General features: G+C 54.3%; 27 protein-coding genes and 4 pseudogenes. 10 read left to right on the top strand and 21 right to left on the bottom strand.

The genetic code is table 11. From position 1 onward, the window contains the following. Positions 1 to 8 precede the first annotated feature (8 nt). The 12 genes and pseudogenes from SGP1_RS20190 to envC all read right to left on the bottom strand — a co-directional run bounded on the left by SGP1_RS20190 (position 9) and on the right by envC (position 9949). On the bottom strand, positions 9 to 332 hold the full coding sequence (locus SGP1_RS20190; RefSeq protein WP_050747310.1) for a C40 family peptidase: 324 nt from the start codon (positions 330 to 332) through the stop codon (positions 9 to 11). A 1-nt stretch (position 333) separates the two neighbouring features. Continuing rightward, positions 334 to 1071 (bottom strand): phage minor tail protein L, encoded by a 738-nt coding sequence (locus SGP1_RS20185; protein WP_011409971.1) that lies wholly within the window; start codon positions 1069 to 1071, stop codon positions 334 to 336. Then, positions 1068 to 1403, bottom strand: a complete 336-nt coding sequence (locus tag SGP1_RS20180) for a phage tail protein (protein WP_041866505.1) — start codon at positions 1401 to 1403, stop codon at positions 1068 to 1070. Before SGP1_RS20180 ends, SGP1_RS20185 begins: the two co-directional genes overlap by 4 nt. A gap of 102 nt (positions 1404 to 1505) precedes the next feature. Further along, positions 1506 to 2324, bottom strand: a complete 819-nt coding sequence (locus SGP1_RS25085; RefSeq protein ID WP_050747309.1) for a phage tail tape measure protein — start codon at positions 2322 to 2324, stop codon at positions 1506 to 1508. A 3-nt stretch (positions 2325 to 2327) separates the two neighbouring features. Further along, positions 2328 to 2969, bottom strand: a complete 642-nt coding sequence (locus tag SGP1_RS25080) for a hypothetical protein (RefSeq protein WP_148203606.1) — start codon at positions 2967 to 2969, stop codon at positions 2328 to 2330. Then, complete coding sequence (locus SGP1_RS34535) at positions 2924 to 3445, bottom strand: glycoside hydrolase family protein (RefSeq protein ID WP_011412001.1); 522 nt, start codon at positions 3443 to 3445, stop codon at positions 2924 to 2926. The genes SGP1_RS25080 and SGP1_RS34535 overlap by 46 nt, the downstream gene beginning before the upstream one ends. Next, positions 3442 to 3645, bottom strand: a complete 204-nt coding sequence (locus tag SGP1_RS28470) for a phage holin family protein (RefSeq protein ID WP_243466118.1) — start codon at positions 3643 to 3645, stop codon at positions 3442 to 3444. Before SGP1_RS28470 ends, SGP1_RS34535 begins: the two co-directional genes overlap by 4 nt. A gap of 314 nt (positions 3646 to 3959) precedes the next feature. Then, complete coding sequence (locus tag SGP1_RS20165; RefSeq protein WP_041866494.1) at positions 3960 to 4115, bottom strand: hypothetical protein; 156 nt, start codon at positions 4113 to 4115, stop codon at positions 3960 to 3962. Positions 4116 to 4140: 25 nt separating this feature from the next. Further along, complete coding sequence (locus tag SGP1_RS20160; protein WP_041866493.1) at positions 4141 to 4383, bottom strand: hypothetical protein; 243 nt, start codon at positions 4381 to 4383, stop codon at positions 4141 to 4143. A 648-nt stretch (positions 4384 to 5031) separates the two neighbouring features. Then, complete coding sequence (locus tag SGP1_RS20155; protein ID WP_041866492.1) at positions 5032 to 5502, bottom strand: bacteriophage antitermination protein Q; 471 nt, start codon at positions 5500 to 5502, stop codon at positions 5032 to 5034. A gap of 1723 nt (positions 5503 to 7225) precedes the next feature. Beyond that, positions 7226 to 8489 (bottom strand): annotated as a pseudogene (locus tag SGP1_RS20150) (tyrosine-type recombinase/integrase). Positions 8490 to 8644: 155 nt separating this feature from the next. Beyond that, positions 8645 to 9949, bottom strand: coding sequence for a murein hydrolase activator EnvC (envC, locus tag SGP1_RS20145; protein WP_011412000.1), 1305 nt, complete (start codon positions 9947 to 9949; stop codon positions 8645 to 8647). Between the two features lie 209 nt (positions 9950 to 10158). On the opposite strand from envC, the gene SGP1_RS20140 reads away from it, so the two are divergent. From SGP1_RS20140 to cysE, 5 genes are all read left to right on the top strand, one after another. Beyond that, on the top strand, positions 10159 to 10590 hold the full coding sequence (locus SGP1_RS20140; RefSeq protein WP_011411999.1) for a rhodanese-like domain-containing protein: 432 nt from the start codon (positions 10159 to 10161) through the stop codon (positions 10588 to 10590). A gap of 26 nt (positions 10591 to 10616) precedes the next feature. Next, on the top strand, positions 10617 to 10868 hold the full coding sequence (gene grxC, locus SGP1_RS20135; RefSeq protein ID WP_011411998.1) for a glutaredoxin 3: 252 nt from the start codon (positions 10617 to 10619) through the stop codon (positions 10866 to 10868). Positions 10869 to 10931: 63 nt separating this feature from the next. Further along, a complete protein-coding gene (gene secB, locus SGP1_RS20130; protein WP_011411997.1) occupies positions 10932 to 11402 on the top strand; it encodes a protein-export chaperone SecB in 471 nt (156 codons plus the stop codon). A gap of 2 nt (positions 11403 to 11404) precedes the next feature. Next, positions 11405 to 12421, top strand: coding sequence for an NAD(P)H-dependent glycerol-3-phosphate dehydrogenase (gpsA, locus tag SGP1_RS20125; protein ID WP_011411996.1), 1017 nt, complete (start codon positions 11405 to 11407; stop codon positions 12419 to 12421). Between the two features lie 37 nt (positions 12422 to 12458). Then, complete coding sequence (gene cysE, locus SGP1_RS20120) at positions 12459 to 13274, top strand: serine O-acetyltransferase (protein WP_011411995.1); 816 nt, start codon at positions 12459 to 12461, stop codon at positions 13272 to 13274. A gap of 6 nt (positions 13275 to 13280) precedes the next feature. On the opposite strand, the gene trmL is transcribed toward cysE, so the two are convergent. The 3 genes from trmL to cpxR all read right to left on the bottom strand — a co-directional run bounded on the left by trmL (position 13281) and on the right by cpxR (position 16024). Continuing rightward, positions 13281 to 13748 (bottom strand): tRNA (uridine(34)/cytosine(34)/5-carboxymethylaminomethyluridine(34)-2'-O)-methyltransferase TrmL, encoded by a 468-nt coding sequence (gene trmL, locus SGP1_RS20115; RefSeq protein WP_011411994.1) that lies wholly within the window; start codon positions 13746 to 13748, stop codon positions 13281 to 13283. 207 nt (positions 13749 to 13955) lie between these two features. Beyond that, positions 13956 to 15329: an envelope stress sensor histidine kinase CpxA gene (gene cpxA, locus SGP1_RS20110; protein WP_011411993.1), complete on the bottom strand. Its 1374-nt coding sequence runs from the start codon at positions 15327 to 15329 to the stop codon at positions 13956 to 13958. Next, positions 15326 to 16024 carry an envelope stress response regulator transcription factor CpxR gene (cpxR, locus tag SGP1_RS20105; RefSeq protein ID WP_011411992.1) on the bottom strand — a complete coding sequence of 233 codons (699 nt, stop codon included), beginning with the start codon at positions 16022 to 16024 and terminating at the stop codon, positions 15326 to 15328. The genes cpxA and cpxR overlap by 4 nt, the downstream gene beginning before the upstream one ends. 150 nt (positions 16025 to 16174) lie before the next feature. Here cpxR and cpxP point away from each other — a divergent pair, with 150 nt between their 5' ends. Next, on the top strand, positions 16175 to 16663 hold the full coding sequence (gene cpxP / locus SGP1_RS20100) for a cell-envelope stress modulator CpxP (protein WP_041867247.1): 489 nt from the start codon (positions 16175 to 16177) through the stop codon (positions 16661 to 16663). A gap of 82 nt (positions 16664 to 16745) precedes the next feature. Here cpxP and SGP1_RS20095 read toward each other — a convergent pair whose 3' ends face one another. Both SGP1_RS20095 and SGP1_RS20090 read right to left on the bottom strand, forming a co-directional pair. After that, a complete protein-coding gene (locus tag SGP1_RS20095) occupies positions 16746 to 17153 on the bottom strand; it encodes an NUDIX hydrolase (protein ID WP_041867246.1) in 408 nt (135 codons plus the stop codon). Positions 17154 to 17173: 20 nt separating this feature from the next. After that, positions 17174 to 17734 (bottom strand): annotated as a pseudogene (locus SGP1_RS20090) (TIGR00730 family Rossman fold protein). 875 nt (positions 17735 to 18609) lie between these two features. Between SGP1_RS20090 and SGP1_RS28465 the strand changes: the two are divergent. Further along, positions 18610 to 18761 (top strand): annotated as a pseudogene (locus SGP1_RS28465) (TM2 domain-containing protein); the annotation flags it as partial. A gap of 190 nt (positions 18762 to 18951) precedes the next feature. Further along, positions 18952 to 19605, top strand: coding sequence for an isocitrate lyase/phosphoenolpyruvate mutase family protein (locus SGP1_RS20085; RefSeq protein WP_050747876.1), 654 nt, complete (start codon positions 18952 to 18954; stop codon positions 19603 to 19605). A 127-nt stretch (positions 19606 to 19732) separates the two neighbouring features. On the opposite strand, the pseudogene SGP1_RS20080 reads toward SGP1_RS20085, so the two are convergent. After that, a pseudogene (locus SGP1_RS20080) lies at positions 19733 to 20101 on the bottom strand (phosphate-starvation-inducible protein PsiE). 520 nt (positions 20102 to 20621) lie between these two features. Between SGP1_RS20080 and pfkA the strand changes: the two are divergent. Both pfkA and SGP1_RS20070 read left to right on the top strand, forming a co-directional pair. Further along, positions 20622 to 21584, top strand: a complete 963-nt coding sequence (pfkA, locus tag SGP1_RS20075) for a 6-phosphofructokinase (RefSeq protein WP_011411990.1) — start codon at positions 20622 to 20624, stop codon at positions 21582 to 21584. Positions 21585 to 21780: 196 nt separating this feature from the next. After that, positions 21781 to 22773 carry a sulfate ABC transporter substrate-binding protein gene (locus tag SGP1_RS20070; protein WP_011411989.1) on the top strand — a complete coding sequence of 331 codons (993 nt, stop codon included), beginning with the start codon at positions 21781 to 21783 and terminating at the stop codon, positions 22771 to 22773. A gap of 80 nt (positions 22774 to 22853) precedes the next feature. Here SGP1_RS20070 and tpiA read toward each other — a convergent pair whose 3' ends face one another. From tpiA to fpr, 3 genes are all read right to left on the bottom strand, one after another. Further along, on the bottom strand, positions 22854 to 23621 hold the full coding sequence (gene tpiA / locus SGP1_RS20065) for a triose-phosphate isomerase (protein WP_011411988.1): 768 nt from the start codon (positions 23619 to 23621) through the stop codon (positions 22854 to 22856). 127 nt (positions 23622 to 23748) lie between these two features. Then, positions 23749 to 24384 carry a DUF1454 family protein gene (locus SGP1_RS20060; RefSeq protein ID WP_011411987.1) on the bottom strand — a complete coding sequence of 212 codons (636 nt, stop codon included), beginning with the start codon at positions 24382 to 24384 and terminating at the stop codon, positions 23749 to 23751. A gap of 56 nt (positions 24385 to 24440) precedes the next feature. Further along, positions 24441 to 25187 (bottom strand): ferredoxin--NADP(+) reductase, encoded by a 747-nt coding sequence (gene fpr, locus SGP1_RS20055; protein ID WP_011411986.1) that lies wholly within the window; start codon positions 25185 to 25187, stop codon positions 24441 to 24443. Between the last annotated feature and the right edge of the window lie 150 nt (positions 25188 to 25337).

Here is a 25337-nt window from a genome sequence, read left to right as displayed (position 1 = left end):
ATTAATACTTACCTCGGTGCAAAAATCTCCGTCCGGCCACGACATAATGCCCATTCCACCCCGCTATAATCGCACTGTAGCCGGTCAAGCTTTGAGGGAAGGAGCCGCACCACATCGGGATGCGAATGCACTATCATCACGATATCGCCCTGCACTGCCGCCTGCGCATAATCGTCCGGGGCTAGCGTAAAATGGTCCGTCGGAGACGGGTGGATATTGCGACACGGCAGGTAGTGCGCCCCTGTAGCCGTCTGAACAATCAGCCCGCACGCTTCTTTCGGGTATTCCCGCACCACATGCTCGCGGATGGGGCCTAACAGTGTCTCATCCATGTTACCGTCCCTGGAGGTTAGCGCTGGGTTGACCACCAAATGATAACGGCTGGTCGGGGCCGAAACGCGATTTACAATCCGCCAGTCGACCGCCACAAACATCTTTGGACGGGTCATTGGTTGGTACGCCGGCCTTGGTGAAATATTTTATCCCCTGATAGTCACAGCCATTACCGGAGCGATACCAGCCGCGCATCGCCCAGATACAGACCGGCGAAATCTGGCGCGTCGGGAGCTGAAGGTTTTGGATGTCGAAGGGGGTGCACAGCTCAAAATCCATCTGCTCCGGGGTCTCTGACACCTTGGCGTTGACGTAAAACAGCTGCACCCGCTCCTGTGTGTTGTCAGCAAGCGGGTTCCCCTCCTGCCAGTTGGCCGCGTCCAGGTATTTCGCCAGCGTGGTATGGATTTTTACCTTGGCCTGCACCAGGTCGTCATAGGCCAGACACAGCGTGGTAACATGGTTGCCGATGTTGCCCACCGACAGCCCAGGCTGTGGCTGCGACCCGGTACTAGTTGATGCCAGTCCGGTCACGGTGTAAGGGTGCGGATCGTACTCGTTGCCCTGCCAGCGGATAGAAGGCAGATTTTCCCCAGCAAAGGAGGCCCAGCCGTCAACATTGATATTATGGGCATGAAAGCGCAGCACCCTATCCATACCAAATGCCGTGCCGTCAACTTCGACCAGCTGAACCAGCGATCCCGGCTCAAGCGACTGTAAATCCTGTGTCAGACTCATGTCGAAAACGCCTCCCCGAAAGTAAAACCGATTTCCACCAGAGCGCCGTGAAGAAATCGCGTCCGGATCGCATCAGACTTGACGCGATAACGTTTTTTCTCCCCCCAGGGGTTAACCCACCAGAAGGCACTGGTTACATGGTTTATCAGAAAACGCCGAACGGCCAGCAGCGACGCCCGATCGCCGTTACAACTCAGTAACCAGCTTTCGCTGATATCATGAATGCCTTTACTGCTCACCTGCTTATAACCCTCGCCGAATTGCGCTTCAATCGTCGCCACTTTCAGCTGTTCACTGCTGTTTACCCTGACAGGCCAGCTAAATGTGTCCATTTTTACCGTCCCTTAATGGCATACCAGAGGGGAGATCCCTGTCTGCCCGCCTGTTCATTGACCACATTGATAATGAGTGGCTTTAATTGGTTCGCGATGCCATTAACATCCATCCCCCGCCCCGGCCGCGCTGTCACTGCGTTCATCGGTAGTGAAAACAAAGCCCCCCATATTCACAATCACATCGCCACCGCGTCCGCCGCCGTCCACGGCCTGCACACCCAGACTACCGTCGGGTCCACGCTTGAGTGGCATAATGGCTTCCGGGCCGGATTCCCCCATCAGCCCGGCGCCGTGGGAAAACGCAAACAGCGTCGGTTGACTGACCACCTGCCCGCTAAAGGCGCTCAGACTCCGGGAGGCGTAGACACCGCCTTTAGCGTTCAGGCTCAGCCCGTTATAGGCTCCACTGCTGAACGCATTGGCCGCAGAACGCCCGCCACCGCCAAAACCGCCCATAAACGAGGAGAAAAGTGTTTTGGTGATCAGCGCCTGCGCCGCCGTATCCACCAGATTTTTAATGACCGATTGCGCCAGTGAGGCAAACAGCCCCGACAGACTCTCCTTGAAAGAGCGGGCCCCGGTCAACATATTGGTTGTCCTTTCGCGCAGGGTCTCCGCCAGTGACAGCGACAGCTTGTGCAACCGGCTTTGGCCGCCATACAGGGCTAATGCGGCCTGATATTGCGCGTCCGCCGAATCCTGAGCGGTTTTTTGCATCAGCGCTTCGTACTGGGTTTTACTCAGGCTGCCGTTGGCATAGTACGCATCCAGAAGACTTTGTTGCCGGACCAACTGATTTTGCAGCGCCACTACCGGGTCAATCTCACCGGCAAGGCTAAGGCGAGGGGCAGCGGCAGACTCGGCCTGTGCTTTCGCTAGCGCCTGCGTACGGGTATAGGTCAGTTGATGGCGAGCCATGTGTTAGTCCTGCTCGCTCAGCAAGCGCGCCGCCCACAACGCATTCAACTCGCGGCTGGCGTCCCGCTCGTGGCGTAGCTGCGTTTTGACCGGGGAATAGCGCTCAGCCAGCTGTTGGCGCTGCCGCTGATAATTCTCTGCCTGCATTCCCTGCACACGCTGGAGATCAGACTGTGCCACCCCGGTGGCCTTGGCGCTCGCCAGCAACCGTGACTGCGCCGCCTGCTCTTGCAGGGCAAGGCGCTGTAAACTACCGGCGTGAGCTTGTTCAATCTCCTGGCGCAACTGCTGATACTGATTCAAGGCCAGTTTTTGACCCGATTTTGCCGTGGGGCTGTCCAGACCGGACCAGGGCGTTTTTACCGTTTCCGGCGGTGTGGCCTGTTTCGGCTTGACAGGGCCGTATGCCCCTGCTTTCAGATGTGCAAGCGCCTGGTGCGCATTGTCCAGCGAAGCCTTAACGGTTTGTGCCCCTTTATTGACGGCTTCCCAATCTGCCAGGGCGCGTTTTTTATCCGCCTCCACCTCTGAACGCTGGCCGAAAGGATCAAAGGCATTCAGGCCTTCCAGACGACTGTCGTAATCCTGCACCGCCTTCATCAGCTGGTTACGTTGGGTGATTTGGTTTTGATACTGCGCCGACAAATCCAGCACCTTGACACCAGCTGTTTTGACGACAGCGCCATCAGCGCCTCGGTGGTCTCCGTCACCGCCTCTTTCAGCCCAATCGCTGACTCACGGGCGTCTTTGGCCTTTTGATGAAAATAGAGCAAGGCGGAGCCCGCCAGTATGGCCGCCCACCAGAGAGCGCGCGCCCCGCGCGCCCCGTTGTAGACGAACGAGGCAAGCGCGGCTTTTTGGTTCTCAGTCAATGGTGCAGTGACATTGGCATCGACTATTGCCATCGCCGCTTTCTGGTCGCTATCCAGCAGGGATGTAGCGCTTACCGGGGACGATATCGCCACCGCACCGGTATGACCATAGCAGACCGATAACACGCCGCCGGAATCCCGGTATGGCGTGTAGAGTACGCCCTCGTGCCATTGGATTAGCACGGTCGCTAATGCGATAGCGCCGCCTGCTGTGGCTTTTATCAATCGGTTACGCAGCTCGGGATTCATTGGTCGCGCTTCGTCCTAAAACGGTATTCCTTATGCCGGTAAATCCAGTTCAGCAAAAAGGTAGCCAGCGTACAGGCGATACCGGTAATCAATGCCCATTCACTGAGCGAGAACGCACCTAGCAGGACGTGACAAGGGCCCAGATGTAGGCAGAGCCGGTAGTAAGTTTTTCCATTGGAGTTATCGGGGTTATTACGCACCTCGTCCGGGGTGCTATCGGTCAGAAAAAGGATTTCAGTCGGAGAGCTATAGCGTCATCATGCTTTCTAAGCGTAATTGATACGGCATCATCGAAGTTCCCTGCATGAGCGTTGACCGCATTCATGCCGGGCGACAAAAAACCGCCATGCTTACTTCTCATGGCATTCTCGACAATCGCCTCGCGATTAGCCGTGATGCATTCATCTGACGCAGCGCTAATCACGGTGTTCTTTATCGGCGCTTCTTCGATGAAAACCGTACCTGCTTCAATCTTGAAGGGCAGCTTGGTTGCCTCTCTGTTATACCAGCTTAACTACTCGCCTTTGGCCTGAATCAAGGCTTCTTCCAAGGCGGTGATGATTTGGTCCTGTGTGCCGTCCCGTAAATAACCAAGCGCGGCAAGGCCCTCACCTTTATCGGTATCACTGAACCAGATGACCTCGCCTTTCGTCTCTACAGAAACTTTCATTTATTTATCCTCTCGCCAGACGGCATTACGCGACGCACGACGTTACGCTCAGCCCTTTCAAATCCGGGCGATTATGCTTAACCCGGAGCGGCTCGTCTGAACATGCAACATCGTAGTCATGACGGTACGCCACTGTACTTCCGCCGTAAAGTGTATCGTCGATCAGCAGGTTATCGCCCTGCCATACCTTGAAAGCGGCGGAAGTCCCAACAGGAGCGCCATCACGCGTTTCGTTTAACACAGACAGGGTAACTATCACTTTTTGCATTTTCGTTTCTCCAGATAGCAAAAAGGCCACGCCGGAGCGCAGCCTTGAGATTATTTCGGAGAGTGAAGCATCTATACAAAAGTATGGATGCCTCGTCTTTAATTTTAAGCTATCTTGCCCACTATACATTTTCCTTGAAAGAAACGGTCATTTGACCTCCCCTCTTACGTTTCCGCTGCCTACGGAACGGAGGGGGCATATTTTTATCAAAAAAATGCGAATAAGAATAACATCTACTTTTTTTATCTTATAACAAAAAGCCCCAGAATTAACCGAGGCTTTATCGCACATCTGTGCAAAACTGATACGGACTGGACAACAATCAGATGCGCGACTCAATAATTTTATTCAGCAATCAGTAGCTGTCAATGGCAAAAAGCCCCAACCACCAGAGGGAGTTGAGGCCTCGAAGAGCCAGATTTGATGCATCCAAGCTTTAGCTACAATTTAGACGCCATATAGATTTATAGTCAAATTATAGGCAAAAACCGAAGTTTTGCAAATTCTTTCTCTTTTTCATCTCGATAAACCCCTTTCGTTGTCGATACAGCTCAGTCAATGCGTATCCATCTAGTACAGAAACTTCAGCCATCAAGGCGCGCCAATAGCCAGAATAACTTACCCGCGAATTATCAGACGTTACACCGATCATATCCGCCAGTTCGGTGTAGGTGTAGTGATTCGTGCGACCACCTGCACAGCGAGCAACGCCAACCTTTGTAAGCGCTGCTTCACCTTACCGGAAATACGCCCCGGTTGCTGCTCAATGAATTTCTGCCAGACGTAGGGCACCACCTTGAGTTGTTCAGCGTGGTACCGGTAAGCGTATCCACGCCTGTAGCGTCTCATCGAGGATGCCGATGGCACGAGGTAATAATCGTACTCATGCATCAGAATGGCTGATTTGCCCTTCACCCGTGTTTGCTTCGCTTTTACCGGCGACGATGGCACCCTAACCATGCGCCCGTTTGCATAGCTCAAGAAGCGCGGAGGGTTACGATTGAAACGTGAGGTCTCTATCCGCGTCCGCTCCGCCAGATTGCCCAACTGCCCGTTCCTGATTTGGCGAGTATCCGCCAACGCGTATTTGACCCGACCCCGCACCCACTCAATGTTCATTTCACCGCCCTCCAGCTCTTCTTGTTCTTAATGCTGTTTAGTCGGCCAGGTAATGTAGAACTCAGTCACGGCGGGCGTTATCGGACAATCGCCCAACTGCTCAATTGCCTGAACTTCGGCATTGGGAGGGATGTCGATCGCGAGGAGAGAAATGCATAATATCGGAAATTAATGCATATATTTTGCATTATTATTCAATCAGGGTCACGAAGTTAAGTGCCTTTCGCTAGGCAATTCCGGGGAAGGGGTGTGCAAACAGGGTGCGCAGCGTTGCATACGGCCGTTTGAGACAACCAAGGCAATAATATTGACTTGGTTCATTGTGGTCTTTTGCGAATCAGTAATGCTGACGCACAAAATGTGAGCGGTACCGGGATTCCGGTACCGGTCTGCACATACCCCCCCAACCAACTGACTATACGACGGTTAGTTACGTTCTGACCTACAAAATTTTTGTAGGTCCCTGTAGGCCATGTGGCTGGCCCCATGCTTAGGTCAAATTTTAAACTACGAAATTTTCGTAGTTCTCATCAGGCCCCAATGAGCTCTGCTATTTGCTTTTAGCTTATTGTAGGATAGATCTCTCCTACAAAATAAGAAAAGACCATTCACCCTATGCGCATGACCCGCCGCCCCTCGACGTGCAGGGGGTAGCATGGCTTCTGCATGGAATGCAGACCAACGACAAGAAAAGCGTGGTTGAATCTGTCCGGTGCACATTGGAGAGAATGGCCGCCGGTGGCTTACTGGAACGCATCACCGTTTACGAACGACGGCAGAACAGAACACAAAGTTCTGGAACTGCGGCAGGCGTCCGCTACGGATTACCGGGACGCTGTCATGTGGTGCAAGATGCTGAAGGCAGTGGCAAGTCCATAGATGGCGAATACAGAGTCGTAGAGGTAGAGGGTTGAAGCCTCAGATCCGGGTTTATCCACTTGATAAGTGAAAGATTATAGGCGGCGGTAATCGCCCGCACTGGCTTCCTCAAACTGAGGATTCCGAAAATATCAATAGCTTAGCTACCCCTGTTGACCTCGCGCCAATGGCGTTCTATCGAAACCCGCGAGTTAAGTGCGGCTCCGTACGTCCTTGTGCCCGCCAACTGGCTACAGCGCCGCTTTTCAGGTCGTGCCTATAACCCCTGGCCTAGCAGTGGGGCAAGCGAGGTCTCGCGACATCTACTAGGTCGGTAGCTCGCCCCCCGGCGCAGGGAAGCGCCTGTACGCCTCTCTGCGCAATTTTAACGCTTTCAACCTACGTAGCGGGCTAAAACCGAGAAAACGCCGTAGCGGTCTTTCTACGTGCCTTAAAACCGAAAATCCCCCATCCCCTTGAGCCGCACCGCTCGCCGCAGTTTCATGACCGAGCGCAGCGAGCGAATGAGCGAGGAAGTGGAATGTCATCGAATGGTGGGCCGATATCGGTCACTCTGTGCTGAGGGTATTTTTACGGGCAGGGAGTAGTAAATAAACCATACTATATAAATATATTTTTAGTAATCAAATCCTGAACAGTCCTGTTCAGGGTATTTTTCTATTATATATCATATTTTTAACCACTATCCTGAACAGTCTTAACAGTTAAACCCAAATAATACACGCGAGAAAAATAGCAAAAAATGTAAAGTGTTGACTTTATTGTGAAAAGCTCAATTCGCTTACAGATAGGAGCTTTCTATTGATATGTAGCATATGAAATTAATATTATTGAATCTAATTACCTACCTCTGCTTGTTACGCCGTGCAAAGTCGTAGAGTGAGATGTAGCTCTCCCGATTAGCATCAAGATAATCCGCCCACCACTGCATCATGAGGCGGCGCTCTTCAAGGTACTTGGTGGTGTGGAGATAGGCGGCCTTGACCCCGTTACGCTCGATATGACTCATCTGTAGTTCTATCACGTCGTCGGCCCACAGTCCCGACTCATCAATAGCGCCTCGCGCCATCGTCCTAAAACCATGCCCACAAACCTCCGTCTTAGTGTCGTAGCCCATGGCCTGTAAGGTTTTGATTGTGCGCCCATTGATTACCCTGTAAGGGTCGTGATCTCCGGGGAAAATATGCTCCTCCTCGCTGCGTAGCGCTTCGAGCTGTCGGAGTACATCTAGCGCCTGTCGGCTCAATGGAACTATGTGGGGAGACTTCATCTTCATACCGCGCTCGGAGTAGATCACCCCTGCTAGTGGTTCACGTTTGGCGGGGATCTCCCATACAGCACGCTCAACGTCAATCTCGCCCCATCTAGCGAAACGAAGCTCGCTGGAACGTACAAATGTTAGCAAATTTAGCTCTAGTGCCAGGCGGGTCAGTTTTCGTCCTTTGTAGTTGTCTATGCGCGAGAGGAGTTCAGGGATTCGTTCTGGAGTGAGAGCTGCCCTGTGGGTAGTGTGGGGAGGAATTAATGCACCAGCCATATCTAATGCTGGATTGCTTTCAATAATTTCATGTTTGCACAGCATAACGCATGACCCTAGTTATTCTTTGTTGAAGACGCTGTGCTATGTCGTGTTTACCACACTTCTCTACTGCGCGAACTACGGCTAACAGATGGCGCGTTTTTAGCTGGCGAATGTCGGCTTTACCGACCACAGGAAAAACATGAATTTCAAGATTGCGGAGTATAGAAACTCGAGTATAGTCTCCTCAGCGTTTATTGTTGGCATGCCACTTTCGCGCAATATGTTCAAAGGTGAATTTGCCTTTTGCTTCGGTCATCCCCTCTTGCTGAACTTTCTTTGGGTCTATTCTTTTCGCTAACAGCTTTTTGGCTTCATCCCGTTTTGCTCTTGCTTCAGCCAGTGAAACAGCGGGGTAAACGCCAAAAGCCAGCTTATCTTCTTTACTGTCGCCGGGGCGATAGTACTTCATCCGCCAGTACTTAGCGCCGCGGGGGGTGACTTCAAGGTACATGTCTCCACTATCAGAGAGCTTATAGTTTTTTTCTTTCAGCCTGGTGGTGTCTACCTGTCGGGGGTTTAGCTTCATAGTGGCCTCTTTTAGCAAGAATAAAAAGAGGCCACCAATAATGCCCCTACTGATGGATGGATTGCAATAGACCGTAGAAAACTGAAGTGCACAACATTGATTTGTTAAATAAAGAATTTTTATGCAACGAATAGACTGGTGTGGATTGCTATAAACTAAGGCTTTGTTCCTAACCAGGGTATGGGATTGACCGCCTGGCCCTGACGACGAATTTCAAAATAAAGCGACGGCGTGCCCTGGCCGCCGCTGGCCCCGACCAGCGCAATAGGCTGCCCGGCTTTGACCTGATCGCCGACGTTAACCAGCGCGCTTTGGTTGTAACCATAGAGGCTCATATCGCCTTTACCGTGCTCGATGACCACCATCAGGCCGTAGCCCTGCAACCAGTCGGCCATCAGCACACGGCCGGCGGCGATGGCTTTCACTTCGCTGCCTTCCGGCGCCGCAATGACCAGCCCTTTATAGCGCAATTCTCCCTGCTGAGGCTCGCCAAAGCGATGTAGCGTACGACCGCGCACCGGCCACAAATCCTGTCCCGCCGGTCGGCCGAGCCCACCAGTACGGGCGACCAGCGCCCGCTCGCTTTCGCTGGGCTTATAGGTGATGCCGCGGCTCTTCGCCTGCGCTTCCCGTTTCCGCACCCGCTGCGCCTCACGTGCTTCCCGCTCCGCACGGGCTTTGGCTTCCCGCTCGGCGCGGGCGATAGTATCGCGTAACCGTGCCTCGTTTTGATGCAGTTCCGCCAAACGTTGCTTGTCTTCCGCGATGGATGAATTCAGACCGCTCAAGGTTTTTTGGCGCGCGGCGCGGGCGCTTTGCAAGGTTTGTTGTTGCTTTTGCTGAAGCTGTAGCACCTGCTGCTGCTGCTGTTGTTTCTGCTGCTGTTCGTGCTTTTGCGCCGCCAGATCGGTTCGGGTCTGGCGCAGGTCATTAATGGTTTTTGTGCGCGCTTCGTTCAGGTAGCTGAAATAGGCCAGGATGCGTTCGCTGCGCAGGCTTTCCTCGTTACTGAGGATCAATTGCAGTCCGGAATGCTGCCCCTGACGAAAAGCGGTGTCCAACTGCTGCGCCAGCAATTTCTGCTGCGCGGCCTGACGGTCTTGCAACTGACGGATGGAACGCGTGAGCTTATCAATATCGCCCTTTAGCGTCTCCAGACTACGCTGCGTATCCCTCAGGGCGCGGGTCGAACGGGCGATGGACTGTTCTTGTTCCTTCAACTGGCCGAGCAAGGCGGTGCGCTGTTTTTGCTGCTGCTGAACGCTTTTTTCTTTGGCTAGAATAGATTGTTGCACCGTTTTAAGCTGTTGCTTGTTGTCCGCGGCGTGACCGGCGGCAGGCAATAGCAGAGTACCGGCGCAAAGCATGCCGGCGCAAAGACAAGACCTGAATCCGGTGGCGCGATGCCGATCGCCGGCGCGCGTGGGATATGAATGTTTTAACGGTGCATTTTCCCTCATGGCGGCGATTATTTCACGTTGAACAGCGGCTTACCAGTCATCTATTAATGCTTTGGCATCGGTTTCGTCCGAGATTTTTGCGCCGTGACGCGCATTGCCGCCAGTTTCTTGACGATGTATCGGTATATAGGGCTGAATTTGCCCGACGGCGAGGGTATACTCGAATGCTTTGACGTTGGGTCATTTATTAACGGGAGTCTTCTCACCCCATGCAAGAAATTATGCAATTTGTCGGCAATCATCCCATGCTTAGTCTGGCGTGGGTGGTCATTTTGGGTGCCGTAATTTTTACCACTTTCCAAAGCCGTTTTTCCAAGGTGGGCGACATCGCACGTGGTGAAGCTATCCGCCTGATCAATAAGGAAGATGCGGTGATTGTTGATCTGCGCAACCGCGATGATTACCGTAAGGGGCATATCGCCAACAGCCTGAGTCTGACGGCGGCAGACATCAAATCCGGCAATCTGGGCGAGCTGGAAAAAGCAAAGGGTAAACCGGTCATCGTGGTCTGCGCCAGCGGCACCAGCTCGCGCGATCCGGCGCAAAACCTGATCAAAGCCGGCTTTGAACGGGTTTATGTGCTTAAAGAAGGCATATCCGGCTGGAGCGGGGAAAATTTACCGCTGGTCCGAGGTAAATAACTCTTTTCCATCAAGAAGAGAAAACCATGGCCAATATCAAAATTTATACTAAAGCAACCTGCCCCTATTGTCATCGCGCCAAAGCGTTAATCACCCGTAAAGGGGTACCTTTTCAGGAGATACCCATTGATGGCGACGTGGATTTGCGCGAAGAGATGATAAAGCGCAGCGGCCGCACCACTGTGCCGCAAATTTTTATCGACGGCAAGCACGTGGGCGGGTGTGACGATTTGCATGCGCTCGATGCGCGCGGCGGCCTGGACCCCCTGCTCAAATAATCAGAACCGACGGGTTGTGCGCCTTAGCCTTCGTACCCGGCACTTTAACCAAAGGGTTTTTCAATGTCAGAACAAAATAATAATGAGATGGCGTTTCAGATTCAGCGCATTTACACCAAGGATGTTTCGTTTGAAGCGCCGAATGCGCCCAAGTTTTTCCAGCAGGAATGGCAGCCTGAAATCAAACTGGATCTGGATACTGCCTCCAGCCAGTTGGCAGAGGACACCTATGAGGTCGTACTGCGGGTCACCGTGACGGCGACGTTGGGCGAAGATACCGCGTTTTTGTGCGAGGTCCAGCAGGCAGGCATTTTCACCATCTCCGGCATTGACGGCACCCAAATGGCGCACTGCTTCGGCGCGTACTGCCCGAATATTCTATTCCCCTACGCCCGCGAATGCATCACCAGCCAGGTATCCCGCGGCACTTTCCCACAATTGAATCTGGCGCCGGTCAATTTTGACGCGCTGTTCATGAATTACCTGCAGCAGCAGGCCGACGGCGCAGGCAGCCAGCCGGCTCAGGAAGCCTGATCATGCCCGGCGATGCTTCAATGATTGTTATCGGTGCCGGCTCGTACGGTACGGCCCTGGCTATCACCCTAGCGCGTAACGGTCATGAGGTGTTGCTGTGGGGGCACGATCCGGCCCATATTCAGGCGTTGGAGGCGGTACGCTGCAATCAGGCTTTTTTGCCCGATGTGCCGTTTCCGCCGACGCTGCGCCTGGAAGCATCGCTGCCGACGGCGCTGGCCGCCAGCCGCGATGTGCTGATTGTGGTGCCAAGCCACGTATTCGGATCCGTGCTTACCGAGCTCAAACCGCATTTGCGCCAAGATGCCCGCATTGTCTGGGCCACCAAGGGATTGGAGGCGGAAACCGGCCGGCTGTTGCAGGAGGTGGCGCGGGAGGTGCTGGGCGACCAGATACCGCTGGCGGTCTTGTCGGGGCCTACGTTCGCGCGCGAGCTGGCGGCAGGGCTGCCTACCGCCATTGCGCTGGCGGCCACTGACGCCACGTTTAGTGCCGATTTACAGCGGCTGTTACACTGCGGTAAAAGTTTCCGGGTTTACAGTAATCCCGATCTTATCGGCGTCCAGTTGGGTGGCGCGGTGAAGAACGTGATCGCCATCGGCGCCGGCATTTCTGACGGCATCGGTTTTGGCGCCAACGCGCGCACCGCATTAATTACCCGCGGTCTGGCCGAAATGTCGCGCCTGGGCGCGGCGATGGGCGCAGAGCCCGGCACCTTTATGGGCATGGCGGGATTGGGGGATCTGGTGCTTACCTGTACCGACAATCAGTCGCGTAATCGCCGCTTCGGCCTGCTGCTGGGGCAGGGCGTCGGCTTCGAAGCGGTGCAGGAAACGATCGGACAGGTGGTGGAGGGTTACCGCAATACCAAGGAAGTATTAGCGCTGGCCGGCCGCTATGGGGTGGAGATGCCCATCACCGAGCAGATCTATCAGGTGCTTTACCAAAACAAAAATGCTCACCAGGCGGCGCTGACGCTGCTTGGTCGTGCGCAGAAAGATGAAAGGGCCGGCGGCTGAGGCCGGTCACCCAGCAACAGAGCAAAAGGCGGGCGGTATGTCGACAGAAGAATTGGAACTTGTATGGAACAACATTAAAACTGAAGCGCGATTGCTGGCCGATTGTGAACCCATGCTGGCCAGTTTTTTCCATGCAACTCTGCTCAAGCACGAAAACCTGGGCAGCGCATTGAGCTATATGCTGGCCAATAAACTCAGCAACCCCATTATGCCCGCCATTGCCATCCGTGAAGTGGTGGAGGAAGCCTACGGCGCCGATCCCGGCATGATTTTCTCCGCCGCGCGCGATATTCACGCGGTGCGATTGCGCGATCCGGCGGTGGATAAATATTCCACCCCGCTGCTGTATCTCAAGGGGTTCCACGCCCTGCAGGCATACCGGATCGGCCACTGGTTGTGGTATCAAAACCGTCAGGCGCTGGCGATTTATTTCCAGAATGAAATATCCGTCTCTTTCGGGGTGGATATTCATCCGGCGGCGCGCATCGGCTGCGGTATCATGCTCGACCACGCCACGGGTATCGTGATTGGCGAAACAGCGGTGGTGGAAGATGACGTTTCCATCCTGCAATCCGTCACGCTCGGCGGTACCGGCAAGACCAGCGGCGATCGGCATCCCAAAATCCGCGAAGGGGTGATGATTGGCGCCGGCGCCACCATTCTCGGCAATATCGAGGTGGGCAGAGGGGCGAAAATCGGCGCCGGTTCGGTCGTCTTGCGCTCGGTGCCGGTCCATACCACCGCCGCCGGCGTACCGGCACGGGTCGTGGGGAAACCGGACAGCGACCGGCCATCGGAAGAGATGGATCAGTCTTTTAGCAGCCCCGGTTTTGAATTTGGCGATGGTATCTGAAGAAGGTTAGTCTCGTGCGCTGGCGTAATCTAACTGGCGCCAGGCTTCATACACCACCACCGATACCGCATTGGACAGGTTCATGCTGCGGCTGTCCGGTTGCATCGGGATGCGGATTTTCTGCGTCATGGGCAGCGCGTCGAGAATTGACGGCGGCAACCCGCGGGTTTCCGGCCCAAACAGCAAATAGTCCCCGGCCTGATAGCGCACGGCGCTGTGTGCCGGCTGGCCCTTGGTGGTCAGGGCAAACAGCCGCGCCTGCTGCGCCTGCGCCAGAAAAGCGGCGTAGTCGCGGTGATGGCGAATCGCGGCGAACTCATGGTAATCCAGCCCCGCGCGGCGTAGCCGCTTGTCATCCCAGGTAAATCCGAGCGGTTGTATGATGTGAAGGTGAAAACCGGTGTTCGCGCACAGGCGGATGATATTGCCGGTGTTGGGCGGAATTTCCGGTTCATATAATACGATGTTCAGCATGATGCCCCCTTAAGCAGGGCGCAGGATAGCAAATAGTTCGCGCTTGCCGCCACTTCCTGATGACTTGAGGGGCTTCACTCCTCCCCCCGTTAGCCATGCTTGGCGCGCCGAGGTCTGTCGCGCCCGGGCAGGGGCATTGGCGGCCGGTGAGCCGGACGGGCGGCTTTCAATTCCGGGCTGCGGCTCTGGCATTCGCGCCGGGCTGGCTTAGCGCTGAGGCAATAACGGCAGCCAGATAATTAGCCGCAAACCGCCGAGCGGGCTGTCCTCGGCTTTGACCCAACCGCGGTGCTGCATGACGGCGGTTTCGACAATCGCCAGCCCCAGGCCGGTACCGCCGGACTCGCGATCGCGCGCTTCATCGGTACGGTAGAAGGGGCGGAAAATCTGCTCGCGATCGTCCTCGCTGACGCCGGGGCCATCATCATCCACGGTAATGGTGATCCCCTGCTGATCGGCGCTGAACCCGACCGTAATACGCTGGTGCGAATAACGCAGGGCATTGCGCACGATATTTTCCAGCGCGCTGTCCAGTGCGGAGGGGTTACCCAGCAGTGTCCAGTTGCCCGGCGGCGAGGTGACCTCCAGGCTTTTGCCCATCTGCTCGGCTTCAAACGTGGCGTCATTAAGCACATCCGACCACAGATCATTCGCCTTGAGCACTTCCCGCGACAGCTCGTTTTTATGCTGATTACGTGACAGTACCAGCAGATCGTTGATCATCGAGTCAAGCCGCTGCGCTTCCGTCTCGATGCGCGTAAGTTCATGTCCCTCGCCGTGCCGTCGACGCATCAGCGCGGTGGCCAACTGGAGCCGGGTTAACGGAGTACGCAGCTCATGGGAGATATCGGAAAGCAGGCGCTGCTGCGCGGTGACCATCCGTTCCAGGGCGCTTACCATCTGATTAAAGCTAACGCCGGTAGCCAGAAACTCCTGCGGCCCCGCTTCCAGCTCAGGGTGCTGCCGCAGATTCCCGCGTGCCACTTCATCGGCGGCATGCTTCAGTTTACGCGCCGGTTTGGCCAGACTCCAGGCCAGCCACAACAGGAACGGAATACTGATAAGCATGGTGACAATCAGCAATAGCAGCGGGCGATCGAACAACAGACTGATAAAGTCGGACTGGGCGCTGCCTGCCGGGCGAATCTGGTAAAGTTGATAATTGTCCTCGCCGTCGCGAATGGCAAAAGGCCCCACCAGCTCGGCGCGGCCGTATTTTTTCTTTTGGGGATGATTGGCATTGTCCGATTGGCCGATAAAGTTGCGGATAATCTGCATTTCATTGCGCTGGGCGCCAATGACCCGCCCTTCGCTGGTCACCAGAATCAAACGCTGGCCGGGCGGCGCCCACTTATCAATGGCGCGAAACAGCCGGCGCCACCACATCAAATCGTTGGCCGGATCGGCAGCCAGCTCCGCCTCCACATGCTGCTGCAGCATTACGCCCTGGCGCTGCTCGCTGTCGAGCAGTTGCGTCATTTGCCGGGAATCCAGCTTGGGCACCATAAGTACCAACATAAGCACCAGCGCGAGGGTCAACCAGAATATGGCGAAAATGCGTGCGGTCAAGCTATTGATCATGTAACGGATACCATCAAATAGCCCCGGCCACGTAACGTTTTGAACCACGGATGCCCATCTTTGCGTTCCGGCAGCTTACGACGCAAATTGGAAATATGCATATCAATGGCCCGGTCAAACGGCGTCAGGCGTTTGCCCAGCACTTCCTGACTCAAATGCTCCCGCGACACCACCTGGCCTAAATGCTGCGCCAGCAGATACAGCAAAGTAAACTCGGTACCGGTTAACTCCAGCGGCGTTCCGTCAAAGGTGGCCTCCTGCCGGCCCGGATTCAGGCGCAGAAAATCTACCTCCAGCGACGGCGTGCCGGCCTCGCCGGTCTGCTGTTGTTCCGTCCAGTGTGAACGGCGCAATATTGCCCGGATGCGCGCGACCAGTTCCCGGTCGTTAAACGGCTTGGGCAAATAATCATCCGCGCCTAACTCCAGGCCCAAAACGCGATCCAGCTCGCTACCGCGGGCGGTCAACATAATCACCGGCGTCTGTTGCTGCTGCCGCAGCTCTTTAAGAGTGTCAATGCCGTTCTTACGCGGCATCATCACATCGAGAAGCAAGAGATCAATGGAACTGTCCAACTGGCTCAACGCCTGTTCGCCGTCATGGGCCACCTGGACGTTAAAGCCTTCCATTTCCAATAGTTCCTTCAACAGCGACGTTAATTCGCGGTCATCATCAACCAAAAGGATTTTATTCATTTTATTCACCTCCTGACGCAAAATACGTCATCAATCCCTTCCAATCCATGACTTTACGTAGCTTTACACCGCCTGACGCATGTTTGCAGCAGTTTGGGTAAACTCACTTCCATCGTATAGCGAAAAAGAAACATGCTAAGGGGGGCCGGGATGCACAAAAACATCCTCTTGTTCATCGCCGCCGCGCTGGTCTCTGTTAATACTGTAGCTGCTGATAACAATACTTTGGAAAGCTGGCAACAGGATGCCATTACACATCGGATACAGGAAAGCCATTACAGCATGTTTGACGACGTTAAGCTGACGGAACAGCAGCGGCAACAAATGCGTGACCTCATGAGCCTCGCCGGCCGCGATGCGCCCCGTATCAATATTAGCGAAATGGAACGCCTGCATACGCTGGTCACCGATAAAACTTTCGACGAGGCTGCTGTCAGGGAACAAACGGAAAAGATGGCCCAGGAGCAGGTTGCTCGTCAGGTCGAAATGGCCCGGGTGCGCAACCAAATGTATAACTTGCTTACGCCGGAACAGCAACAGATTCTAGAGCAAAAGCATCTGCAGCGGGTGAGTGATTTGAAGCTGCAGATGGCGGACAAGATTTCAACTTCTGCCCAGAAGCCAGCAGTAAACGAATAAAGAATGACTTTTTTCCTTGCCATAGACACCATCCCTGTCTTCCCCGCCTCATCAGCGGGGTGTTTTTTGCGTCTCGGTTGAGCTAATTTACCGTTTGTGATTGCAAGAGCAAAGGAATGAGCTGCTTTTGGGTAAGCGGTGCCAGCGGAACATTTGGATTGGCTGACGGATCAAGCGACATGACGTCAGCTATCTCCGTGGCGGGGGTGACCCCATGATCAGGAGCAGGCACGGCAAAAATATCGGCAATTAGCCTGTGACCGGGCTCGTTGGCGGCGATATCGGTGAACTGGCCGAGAAAAGTGACCTGCTGTTCCGGTATCTGAAGCTGAAGCTTCTCGTGCAGCTCACGCACCAGAGCCGTTTCCGGCCTCAATTTTGCCACCCGGCTGCATAAAAAAACCGAATTTTGTTTTCTTACCAGCAGTAGTCGACCCCGCGCGTCAATGATGACCGCCGCAGCAATGTGAATGACCTTTTCATCTGCCATTTTCTGTCCCCTCACTGTGATCATTTGACGGCCGGGGCGCGATAGTCAGCAAAATATTGTGTAATTTCGTTCAGATTTTCAGAAAAAAGCAGCATATCTTCATAGCTCTTTTTTAGAAATCCCTTATCAACCATCTGACGAATCATCTCTTTTAGAGGGCGGTAAAAACCGTCGACATCAAGAAACACGCAGGGTTTGGTATGTAACCCCAGCTGCGCCCAGGTCTATTGCTCGAAAATCTCTTCCAGCGTCCCGGCACCGCCGGGCATAGCGATAAACGCATCGGCCAGCGCCGCCATCTTCATTTTACGTTCGTGCATGTTCGCCACTATGTGGAGGTGAGTTCAGCCCGGTGTGAGCGATTTCACGCTCGACCAACGATTGAGGGATCACCCCGGTGACCTGGCCGCCGTGCTTTAATGCCGCATCAGCGACAGCGCCCATCAGGCCGACCTTTTCCCCGCCGTAGACGATACCCATTCCTTTTTCGGCCAATAGCTGACCCGTCTCTGGCTGGCGGCTTCCCTGTAAACCGGGTCACTGCCGTTAGCAGAACCACAAAAAATCCCGATGTTAATCATATTATTATCCTGTTATTCAGCTAGCGAACACTTTCCCCTTGGAGGGGGCTATCCGGCGAGCTTAGCGGTTAAGTCAAGGTGCTTAACGCTGCCCCTGCCGCGCTCACCTTGTCACCCATATGCATAGCCTTTTAGCCGCAGCGGCTATGCCCACCATAAAGGATGCGAGAGTGTCAAAACTCTATCAGTCTGCCGCTGACTTTTTCATCAACACGTGAAGGATCTCGTCGTCATCTTTGCTCTCGATATCTCCATGAAAGACATCCCCCTATCGTTATGGCCATTTCATTAGCAGTAAAAATCCAATGATGATACCGCTGATGTTTGTCTGGGAGAAATATCATATCAGCGTGCCACCAGGATAGAGTATCGCGTCACAGCCAGGTGAATTTACCGCCCGTAGGCGATTGTCGCCAGCCAAGGCCCTGCAAAGCCTAGGAGAAGGTCAGTGCATAATCGGCTGTTGCCATTAATTTCGCTACTGCGATCGGATCATAAGGCGGTGATAAGACCCTCTGGATGCGCAAGCTTACCCGCACGATCTGCGCACGACGTTTCTTATTGCAGTGAAGCACCCTATGGGATACGGCCTGGTGGTGCGCCGTTTCCGGGTGCGTCGATTCCCCCGTTGTGCAACAAGCCCCATTATGGGGGAAAGGCGTGGCGATAATTTCTTGCCGGTAATAGGTGAAGATGATGCCAGGGATCCATTCTTTTGACGGTCGTCAGGGCAAAGCTTCGTGCATTCCGTACCCGCAAAGCAGAGCGAGATCATCGTGCAAAGAGGTTCTGATTTTGAGATCAATTTGATACTCATTAATATAGGGATAAATCAGGAAAATGAGCTGAGGCATGGTTAAGCTTAATGCGGCGACGGGATCGGCGTTCACAAATTCTGTTTAGGTAAAACCGGTCAAGGGGTATTGTATCTGTTGTTTTGCTGGACCTTCATCCCCGCGTTTATAGCGTTCATTGAATTTATTATTTATGTACTTCTGATGAATATTTCGCCAGGAAATACGGTTAATCCGCGGCGGTTATCTTAGACCGGCGCAGGGTGAAGTGTTCCTCTCCATGTATGACGCTCCGCGTCGCGTATCGCCTTAAGCTACGGCAAATTTCAGGGCCGGGTCGATAAAATCACAACGGCCAATAACTCAGCCCGCCTGGCTTGCGCCAGCGGCCGGCTCCTAAGTCACCGGACAGCGTAAGCGCCGGTGCGCAAATCATCACGCCGCAGAATCTGCGACTCTACCAACTCACCCGCAGAGGCGGGCTTTGACGGCGTCTGCGGCAGCGGTTTCGAGCTGGCGGCCAGCTACGCGGTGCCGGATGCCAATATTCTGCCGATGAGTATGCATCTGGAAATGATGAGCGCTATCGCTGCCGCCGTGGCGGCGGTGGTGATGAAGGATAAGACCTTTCCAAAAGACACCAGCCTGCGCGCCGGTGGGCGACAGGAACTGGGCAGCATCGAGACCTTTCAAGGCAAGATTGGCGCTGCCATCGATGCCCGTCAGGATAGCAATTTGGTCATTATCGCCCGGGTCGAGGCGTTGATTGCCGGGCTGCGGCAGGACGACGCGCTGCGCTGGGCGTACGCGTATCAAGACGCCAGTGCGGATGCGATACTCATTCATTCCCGGCAAAAAACCCCCGCGGAGATCCTCTCTTTCATCGATGCTTGGAAAGGCCGGATTCCGCTGGTGCTGGTGCCTATGGCCTATCCGCAGCTTACCGAGTCGGCCATTGCCGAGAGCGGCAAAGTGGGGATCGTCATTTACGGTAATCATGCCATCCGCGCGGCGGTGGGCGCGATGGTGGCATCTATGGTGTGGAAACCGCCTTACCGACCGTCAACGATATCATGACGTTGCAGGGGGACGAACGAATGCGCACGGTGGAAGGCCGGTTTCTGCGGTAAAAGCAACGGCAAAACCGGGCAGGGCGGCGGCGCCAACAGGCGCCTGTCGCGCTAGGCTGCTTAAGTGCCGGGCGTTATTCGCGCATCAGCCTTGTGCTGTTTGCCAGCCATAACGTGATCATCAGTATCAGAATGGCGGTGAAATAACACAGCGTATCCAGCGGGTTTTCATGATCGACGACGATGAGGCGAATAATGGCCATAATGCCAATATAAATAAAGTAACGCCGGGGAAAATGATACCGTGATTGGAAATATTTCATTATCAGGGCGATAAACTCGAAGTTTAGAAAATAGGTAACAATACCTTCAATCAACAGATAGGTGGAACTTTGTTCCCCAGCGTTAAGCAGCACCCGCCCTCAATCAAAGGTTTGCCTACCCAGAAAAATAATCAATATAATGCTTAGGCATACCAGGCCGATATTTAAAACCAATTGCAGTCATCGGCAATACGCGTTCCGGAGATCATGGTGTCATTACCCTGCGTTAATGTTGTCGGGGGGGAGGCACCGGCAGTATAACGCTTTTCAATGTGATTTATATAACAAAACGGGGCTGATGCCCCTAAATGTTATCCGGTTTAACCTATTCCAGAGCGAAATCAGCGCTCAACGCACTAGGAGAATGACATCTGGATAGGGCAAGCTACTGGTACTAAAAGAGGGATAAAGTAGCATCATATTAGCGCCGTTAAACGCTGACAGACGCGGTTTTTCATGCAGCAGTGATAGAGAGAGGGTGCATTAAAGCGGAAGCGGCCATGCATGTTTTACAGTATGATAAAGTAAGTAAAATGGGTATTTATTAGCTGAGTAATAGAAGTTAGTCTGACCTGAATCAATCCAGCTTTGGCGATTTGTTATACTCTTTCTTCACAAGCCCCGGCATTCGTTGCGGGTGGGAAAAGCGGTAACAAACGTATTGTATTCTACAAGCGGTATCTTAAGTTCAGAGGTAGTCATGATTAAAAAAATCGGTGTACTGACAAGCGGCGGTGATTCACCAGGAATGAATGCGGCCATCCGGGGCGTGGTACGGGCCGGGCTTTCCGAAGGCCTGGAGGTCTACGGCATTTATGACGGTTACCTGGGCCTGTTTCAGGATCGGATAGCGAAACTGGACCGTTATAGCGTTTCAGATATGATTAACCGCGGCGGCACCTTTCTTGGTTCTGCGCGTTTTCCGGAATTTCGAGAGGAAGGCACCCGCGCTATCGCGATTGAGAACATGACCAAACGTGGTCTGGATGCGCTGGTGGTAATCGGTGGCGATGGTTCCTACATGGGCGCCAAGCGTTTGACCGAAATGGGTTTCCCCTGCATTGGCCTGCCGGGCACGATTGATAATGACGTGGCGGGCACCGATTACACCATTGGCTACTTCACCGCGCTGGAAACCGTCGTCGAGGCCATTGACCGGCTGCGCGATACATCTACGTCACATCAGCGTATTTCTATTGTTGAGGTCATGGGCCGGTATTGTGGCGATCTGACCATGGCGGCTGCTATTGCCGGCGGCTGTGAGTTCATCGTGTTGCCTGAAGTGGAATTCAAACCGGAAGACCTGGTCTACGAAATCAAGGCGGGTATCGCTAAGGGTAAAAAACACGCCATTGTCGCGATTACCGAATACATCTGTAATGTTGCTGAGCTTGCGCAATATATTGAAAAAGAGACGGGACGGGAAACCCGCGCCACCGTACTGGGTCATATCCAGCGCGGCGGTAGGCCGGTGGCTTACGACCGTATTTTGGCCTCGCTCATGGGTGCCTATTCTATTGAACTGCTGTTGCAGGGCTACGGCGGCCGTTGCGTCGGGGTGCAAAACGAGCGACTGGTGCATCACGACATCGTCGACGCCATTGAAAATATGAAACGTCCTTTCCGCAGCAATATCCTGGAAACGGCAAAAAAACTCTTCTGATTTTGCCGCTTGTCTTGCCCTCGGATCTGAGGGCAAGTGCTCTAGCGCGCCTGACGCTCACCCCGCCATGCTATAAAGCAAATTATATTCTTTGGTTATATAAAATATTTTTATATTCTTTTAGATCGCTAAATTTTTCTGCCACTCTCTGCAGAAAATGTTTCCAATTCCAAAAAATTTCCATATGGGGTGAATAATGTCCAAATGGCGTGCCGGCGTGTTACTGATGTTGCTGTCGGGAAGCGTAGCAGCAAAGGATATTCAGCTGCTGAATGTTTCCTATGATCCTACCCGGGAATTCTATCAGCAATATAATAAGGCGTTTAGCCAGTACTGGCAGCAAAAAACCGGCGATCATGTTACGGTGCGCCAGTCCCACGGCGGCTCCGGCAAACAGGCGACTTCCGTCATTAACGGCATAGAGGCGGATGTGGTCACGCTGGCGCTGGAGTCGGATGTGGATGCTATCGCCGAACGCGGGCGCATCGATAAAAACTGGATTACGCGCCTGCCCGACAACTCCGCGCCTTACACCTCAACCATCGTTTTCCTGGTGCGCAAGGGCAATCCGAAACAAATTCATGATTGGTCCGATCTGATTAAACCCGGCGTGTCGATCATTACCCCGAACCCGAAAACGTCCGGCGGGGCGCGCTGGAAGTATCTGGCCGCCTGGGGCTATGCGCTGCACCAGAATAATAACGATCAGGCTAAAGCGCAGGCGTTTGTGAAAGTGTTGTTCAAGAATGTGGAAGTTCTCGATTCCGGCGCGCGCGGTGCGACCAACACGTTTGTTGAGCGTGGCCAGGGGGATGTGCTCATCGCGTGGGAAAATGAGGCGCTGTTGGCCATTAATGAGTTAAATAGCAAGGATCAGTTTGAAATCATAACCCCGAGTGAATCGATTTTGGCTGAGCCGACGGTGTCGGTGGTGGATAAGGTGGTGGATAAGCGCGGCACCCGCGATGTGGCCACGGCCTATCTGAACTATCTCTATTCGACTGAAGGGCAACGTATTGCGGCGCAGAACTATTATCGCCCGCGGTACGCCAACGTGGCCAAAGAATATGCTAAAGAGTTTCCAACCCTGAAGCTGTTTACTCTGGCTGAGACCTTCGGCGATTGGACCAAGGTGCAAAAAGAACATTTCGCCAGCGGCGGCAGTTTTGATCAAATCAGCCAGCGTTGAGCACAGGCGGGCGGGGCAACCGCCGCTTGACCTGGTGCTTTTGCGAGGGACTGCGTTACCCCCTCGGCGGGCTTGAGCTATCAGGACTGTTTCGCTTCTGCCGCGGCTTTAACGATCACCGCGAAGGCGTCAGCCTTCAGTGATGCGCCGCCGACCAGGGCGCCATCTATATCTGGTTGGGTGAACAGCTCAGCGGCATTTGCGGCGTTGACCGAGCCCCCGTACTGGATGATAACCTGCTCAGCGATTGCCGCGTCGTGCTTGGCGATATGGTCACGGATAAATTTATGCACCGCCTGCGCCTGCGCCGGCGTGGCGGATTTACCGGTACCAATGGCCCAGATGGGCTCATAGGCGATGACGGTATTCTCGAACGCTTTGGCGCCCAGACTGTTAAGTACCGCATCAATCTGACGGGCGCACACCGCTTCGGTTTGGCCGGCTTCGTTTTCCGCTTCGCTCTCGCCGATACATAATACCGGAATCAATTCGGCTTCTTTCAGCACGGCGAATTTTTCGGCGATAAACTCATCGCTTTCCTTATGATAGGTGCGGCGTTCGGAGTGCCCGATGATGATATATTTCGCGCCGATATCTTTAAGCATTTCAGCAGAAACTTCGCCGGTATAGGCGCCCGAAAGATGGGTGTCGACGTTCTGCGCACCCAGCGCAATCCGGCTGCCGCCAAGATGGTGTTTCGCCAGCTCAAGATAGGTCACCGGCGGCGCGATGGCGACATCGCAACCGACGACGCTGCTGAGTTCGTTGCGCAGCGCTGCGGTCAGGTCATTAACCATGTGTTTGCTGCCGTTAAGTTTCCAATTACCCATCACTAACGGATGTCGCATTGTTATTCCTCCATTCAGGGAACGCGAGAGATGAAAAGTACTGCCACGGGGCAAGTTTTACCTGACCTCAGTATAAAGAGAGGAAATACTAAAGTGGCTTTGTTTTTTGTCATTTATCGTGCATGAATCAAGGCTCGGCCAGCGCGAGTTTGACGGGTTCGACGGCAAATGTCAGGCCTTTGTCGCCATTATCCGCCACCACATAGCGCAGCGCCCCCCACTGTTGCTGAAAAAAGCGTGAACCGTGCCCGCGATTCAGCAAATCCAACACCCGTGCGGTGCTTTGCTCCACGCTTATCGTTGGTTCAAACTCACGCAGGAGCGCCGCCATATAGGAGATGGCGGTCGCGTGAGCGGCCTTCTCGGTGCCGCCTTCCACCGGCAGGTAGGTCAGTTGCAGCGTTTTGATTTTACCACTTCCTTTCTCCAGCGCCGTGGAGGCATACAGGGTTTCGTTGATCTTACTGGCGGCGTGGGTGAGATTTGCCGGTTCGCTCGGGCCTTCCAGGGCGCGAAACTCGCCGATGGGCAAATTCGGGTTGTGGCTGTTGTACCGCTCGCGGAATTTTGTCACCGTAGTATCGAACGTAGGCGCGCCTGCCAGCAGATAGGGGGCGGTCGGGCCAGTGCTGTTCGGCACCGGCGGCCTGGTGATACTGTTGGCGGTTGATGGCGTCGTGCCCGCGGACGGATAGGGAGGGGCCGCGGCAGGCGTCTCTCCGCGGGCGGCGGTGCCGAGGGCCATCGCGCACAACAGCGCCATATGCCAGGCGCAGCGGCGGCGCGGCGGCCTGAAGGCCTTTGTCACCGTCGCCACCATTACCAGTAATGCTCGCTGGTCATATGGCCCGGCTTGCGTTTGAAATGTTTACGCATGCCGTGGCTGTCTTTCAGCAACTGCTGCGTGTCGCGCACCATCTGTGGGTTACCGCACAGCATGACGTGACTGTTTTCGGCATCCAGCCTCACATCCACCGCCGCTTCCAGAGAGCCATTGGTGATAAGGGCAGGCACTCGGCCGGTGAGCGACCCGGGGGCCTGTTCGCGGCTGACCACCGTTTGGATGCGAAGTTTACCGTTAAAGCGCTGCTGGAGATCTAGCATCTGTGGTAAATAGCTCAGATCCTGAGCAAAGCGCGCCGCGTGCACCAGAATGATCTTACTAAAACGCGCTAGTCCTTCGCCTTGTTCAAGAATCGATAAATAGGGGCCTAACGCGGTACCCGTCGCCAGCATCCACAAATTGTCACAGGGCGGGATCTCGTCCAGCACAAAGAAACCCGCCGCTTCCTTGGTCACCATCAGATTATCGCCGGGCTGCAGCCTATGCAGCGGCGGGCTGAGTTTGCCTTCCGGTACGGTGACCAGGTAAAACTCCAGGTTATTATTTCGCGGCGCGTTGACGTAGGAATAGGCGCGCTGAACCTTTTCGCCGTTGATTTCCAGCCCCAGCTTGGCGAATTGTCCGGCGGTAAAGGGGTCGACAGGCGCATGGACGATGAGACTAAAGAGACTGTCCGTCCAGTGCTTTACCTGCACCACGTTACCCGTTACCCATTCAGCCATAGTATTTAACTCCCCTTGATCCTGCCGGTCGTTCCCCGGTCGACATGCATTTATCCACTCTGTCACAGCGGCTGAAATTGTCCTTCAGGACGCGTCGGCGTTCGGCGCACGGCCTGAACTCCCCATCTGCAGACGAGCTATTATCGGCTA

Origin of the sequence: Sodalis glossinidius str. 'morsitans' (genome assembly GCF_000010085.1) — a bacterium.
In the GTDB taxonomy this organism is placed as follows: Bacteria; Pseudomonadota; Gammaproteobacteria; order Enterobacterales; family Enterobacteriaceae; genus Sodalis; species Sodalis glossinidius.
This window is presented reverse-complemented; position numbering and strand designations above follow the sequence as displayed.

Bases quoted from the DNA above. Each gene is read 5' to 3' on its own strand.
- SGP1_RS20190 (WP_050747310.1), bottom strand. From the start codon at position 332: ATGGATGAGACACTGTTAGGCCCCATCCGCGAGCATGTGGTGCGGGAA.
- trmL (WP_011411994.1), bottom strand. From the start codon at position 13,748: ATGCTGAACATCGTATTATATGAACCGGAAATTCCGCCCAACACCGGC.
- SGP1_RS20060 (WP_011411987.1), bottom strand. From the start codon at position 24,384: ATGGCGCTGTTGTGCGCGATGGCCCTCGGCACCGCCGCCCGCGGAGAG.
- SGP1_RS20070 (WP_011411989.1), top strand. From the start codon at position 21,781: ATGTCCAAATGGCGTGCCGGCGTGTTACTGATGTTGCTGTCGGGAAGC.
- grxC (WP_011411998.1), top strand. From the start codon at position 10,617: ATGGCCAATATCAAAATTTATACTAAAGCAACCTGCCCCTATTGTCAT.
- tpiA (WP_011411988.1), bottom strand. From the start codon at position 23,621: ATGCGACATCCGTTAGTGATGGGTAATTGGAAACTTAACGGCAGCAAA.
- SGP1_RS20095 (WP_041867246.1), bottom strand. From the start codon at position 17,153: ATGGCAGATGAAAAGGTCATTCACATTGCTGCGGCGGTCATCATTGAC.
- SGP1_RS20185 (WP_011409971.1), bottom strand. From the start codon at position 1,071: ATGAGTCTGACACAGGATTTACAGTCGCTTGAGCCGGGATCGCTGGTT.
- SGP1_RS20140 (WP_011411999.1), top strand. From the start codon at position 10,159: ATGCAAGAAATTATGCAATTTGTCGGCAATCATCCCATGCTTAGTCTG.
- cysE (WP_011411995.1), top strand. From the start codon at position 12,459: ATGTCGACAGAAGAATTGGAACTTGTATGGAACAACATTAAAACTGAA.
- SGP1_RS20160 (WP_041866493.1), bottom strand. From the start codon at position 4,383: ATGCAAAAAGTGATAGTTACCCTGTCTGTGTTAAACGAAACGCGTGAT.
- SGP1_RS34535 (WP_011412001.1), bottom strand. From the start codon at position 3,445: ATGAATCCCGAGCTGCGTAACCGATTGATAAAAGCCACAGCAGGCGGC.
- cpxP (WP_041867247.1), top strand. From the start codon at position 16,175: ATGCACAAAAACATCCTCTTGTTCATCGCCGCCGCGCTGGTCTCTGTT.
- SGP1_RS25085 (WP_050747309.1), bottom strand. From the start codon at position 2,324: ATGGCTCGCCATCAACTGACCTATACCCGTACGCAGGCGCTAGCGAAA.
- secB (WP_011411997.1), top strand. From the start codon at position 10,932: ATGTCAGAACAAAATAATAATGAGATGGCGTTTCAGATTCAGCGCATT.
- SGP1_RS20165 (WP_041866494.1), bottom strand. From the start codon at position 4,115: ATGAAAGTTTCTGTAGAGACGAAAGGCGAGGTCATCTGGTTCAGTGAT.
- fpr (WP_011411986.1), bottom strand. From the start codon at position 25,187: ATGGCTGAATGGGTAACGGGTAACGTGGTGCAGGTAAAGCACTGGACG.
- cpxA (WP_011411993.1), bottom strand. From the start codon at position 15,329: ATGATCAATAGCTTGACCGCACGCATTTTCGCCATATTCTGGTTGACC.
- pfkA (WP_011411990.1), top strand. From the start codon at position 20,622: ATGATTAAAAAAATCGGTGTACTGACAAGCGGCGGTGATTCACCAGGA.
- SGP1_RS20155 (WP_041866492.1), bottom strand. From the start codon at position 5,502: ATGAACATTGAGTGGGTGCGGGGTCGGGTCAAATACGCGTTGGCGGAT.
- SGP1_RS20180 (WP_041866505.1), bottom strand. From the start codon at position 1,403: ATGGACACATTTAGCTGGCCTGTCAGGGTAAACAGCAGTGAACAGCTG.
- cpxR (WP_011411992.1), bottom strand. From the start codon at position 16,024: ATGAATAAAATCCTTTTGGTTGATGATGACCGCGAATTAACGTCGCTG.
- gpsA (WP_011411996.1), top strand. From the start codon at position 11,405: ATGCCCGGCGATGCTTCAATGATTGTTATCGGTGCCGGCTCGTACGGT.
- envC (WP_011412000.1), bottom strand. From the start codon at position 9,949: ATGAGGGAAAATGCACCGTTAAAACATTCATATCCCACGCGCGCCGGC.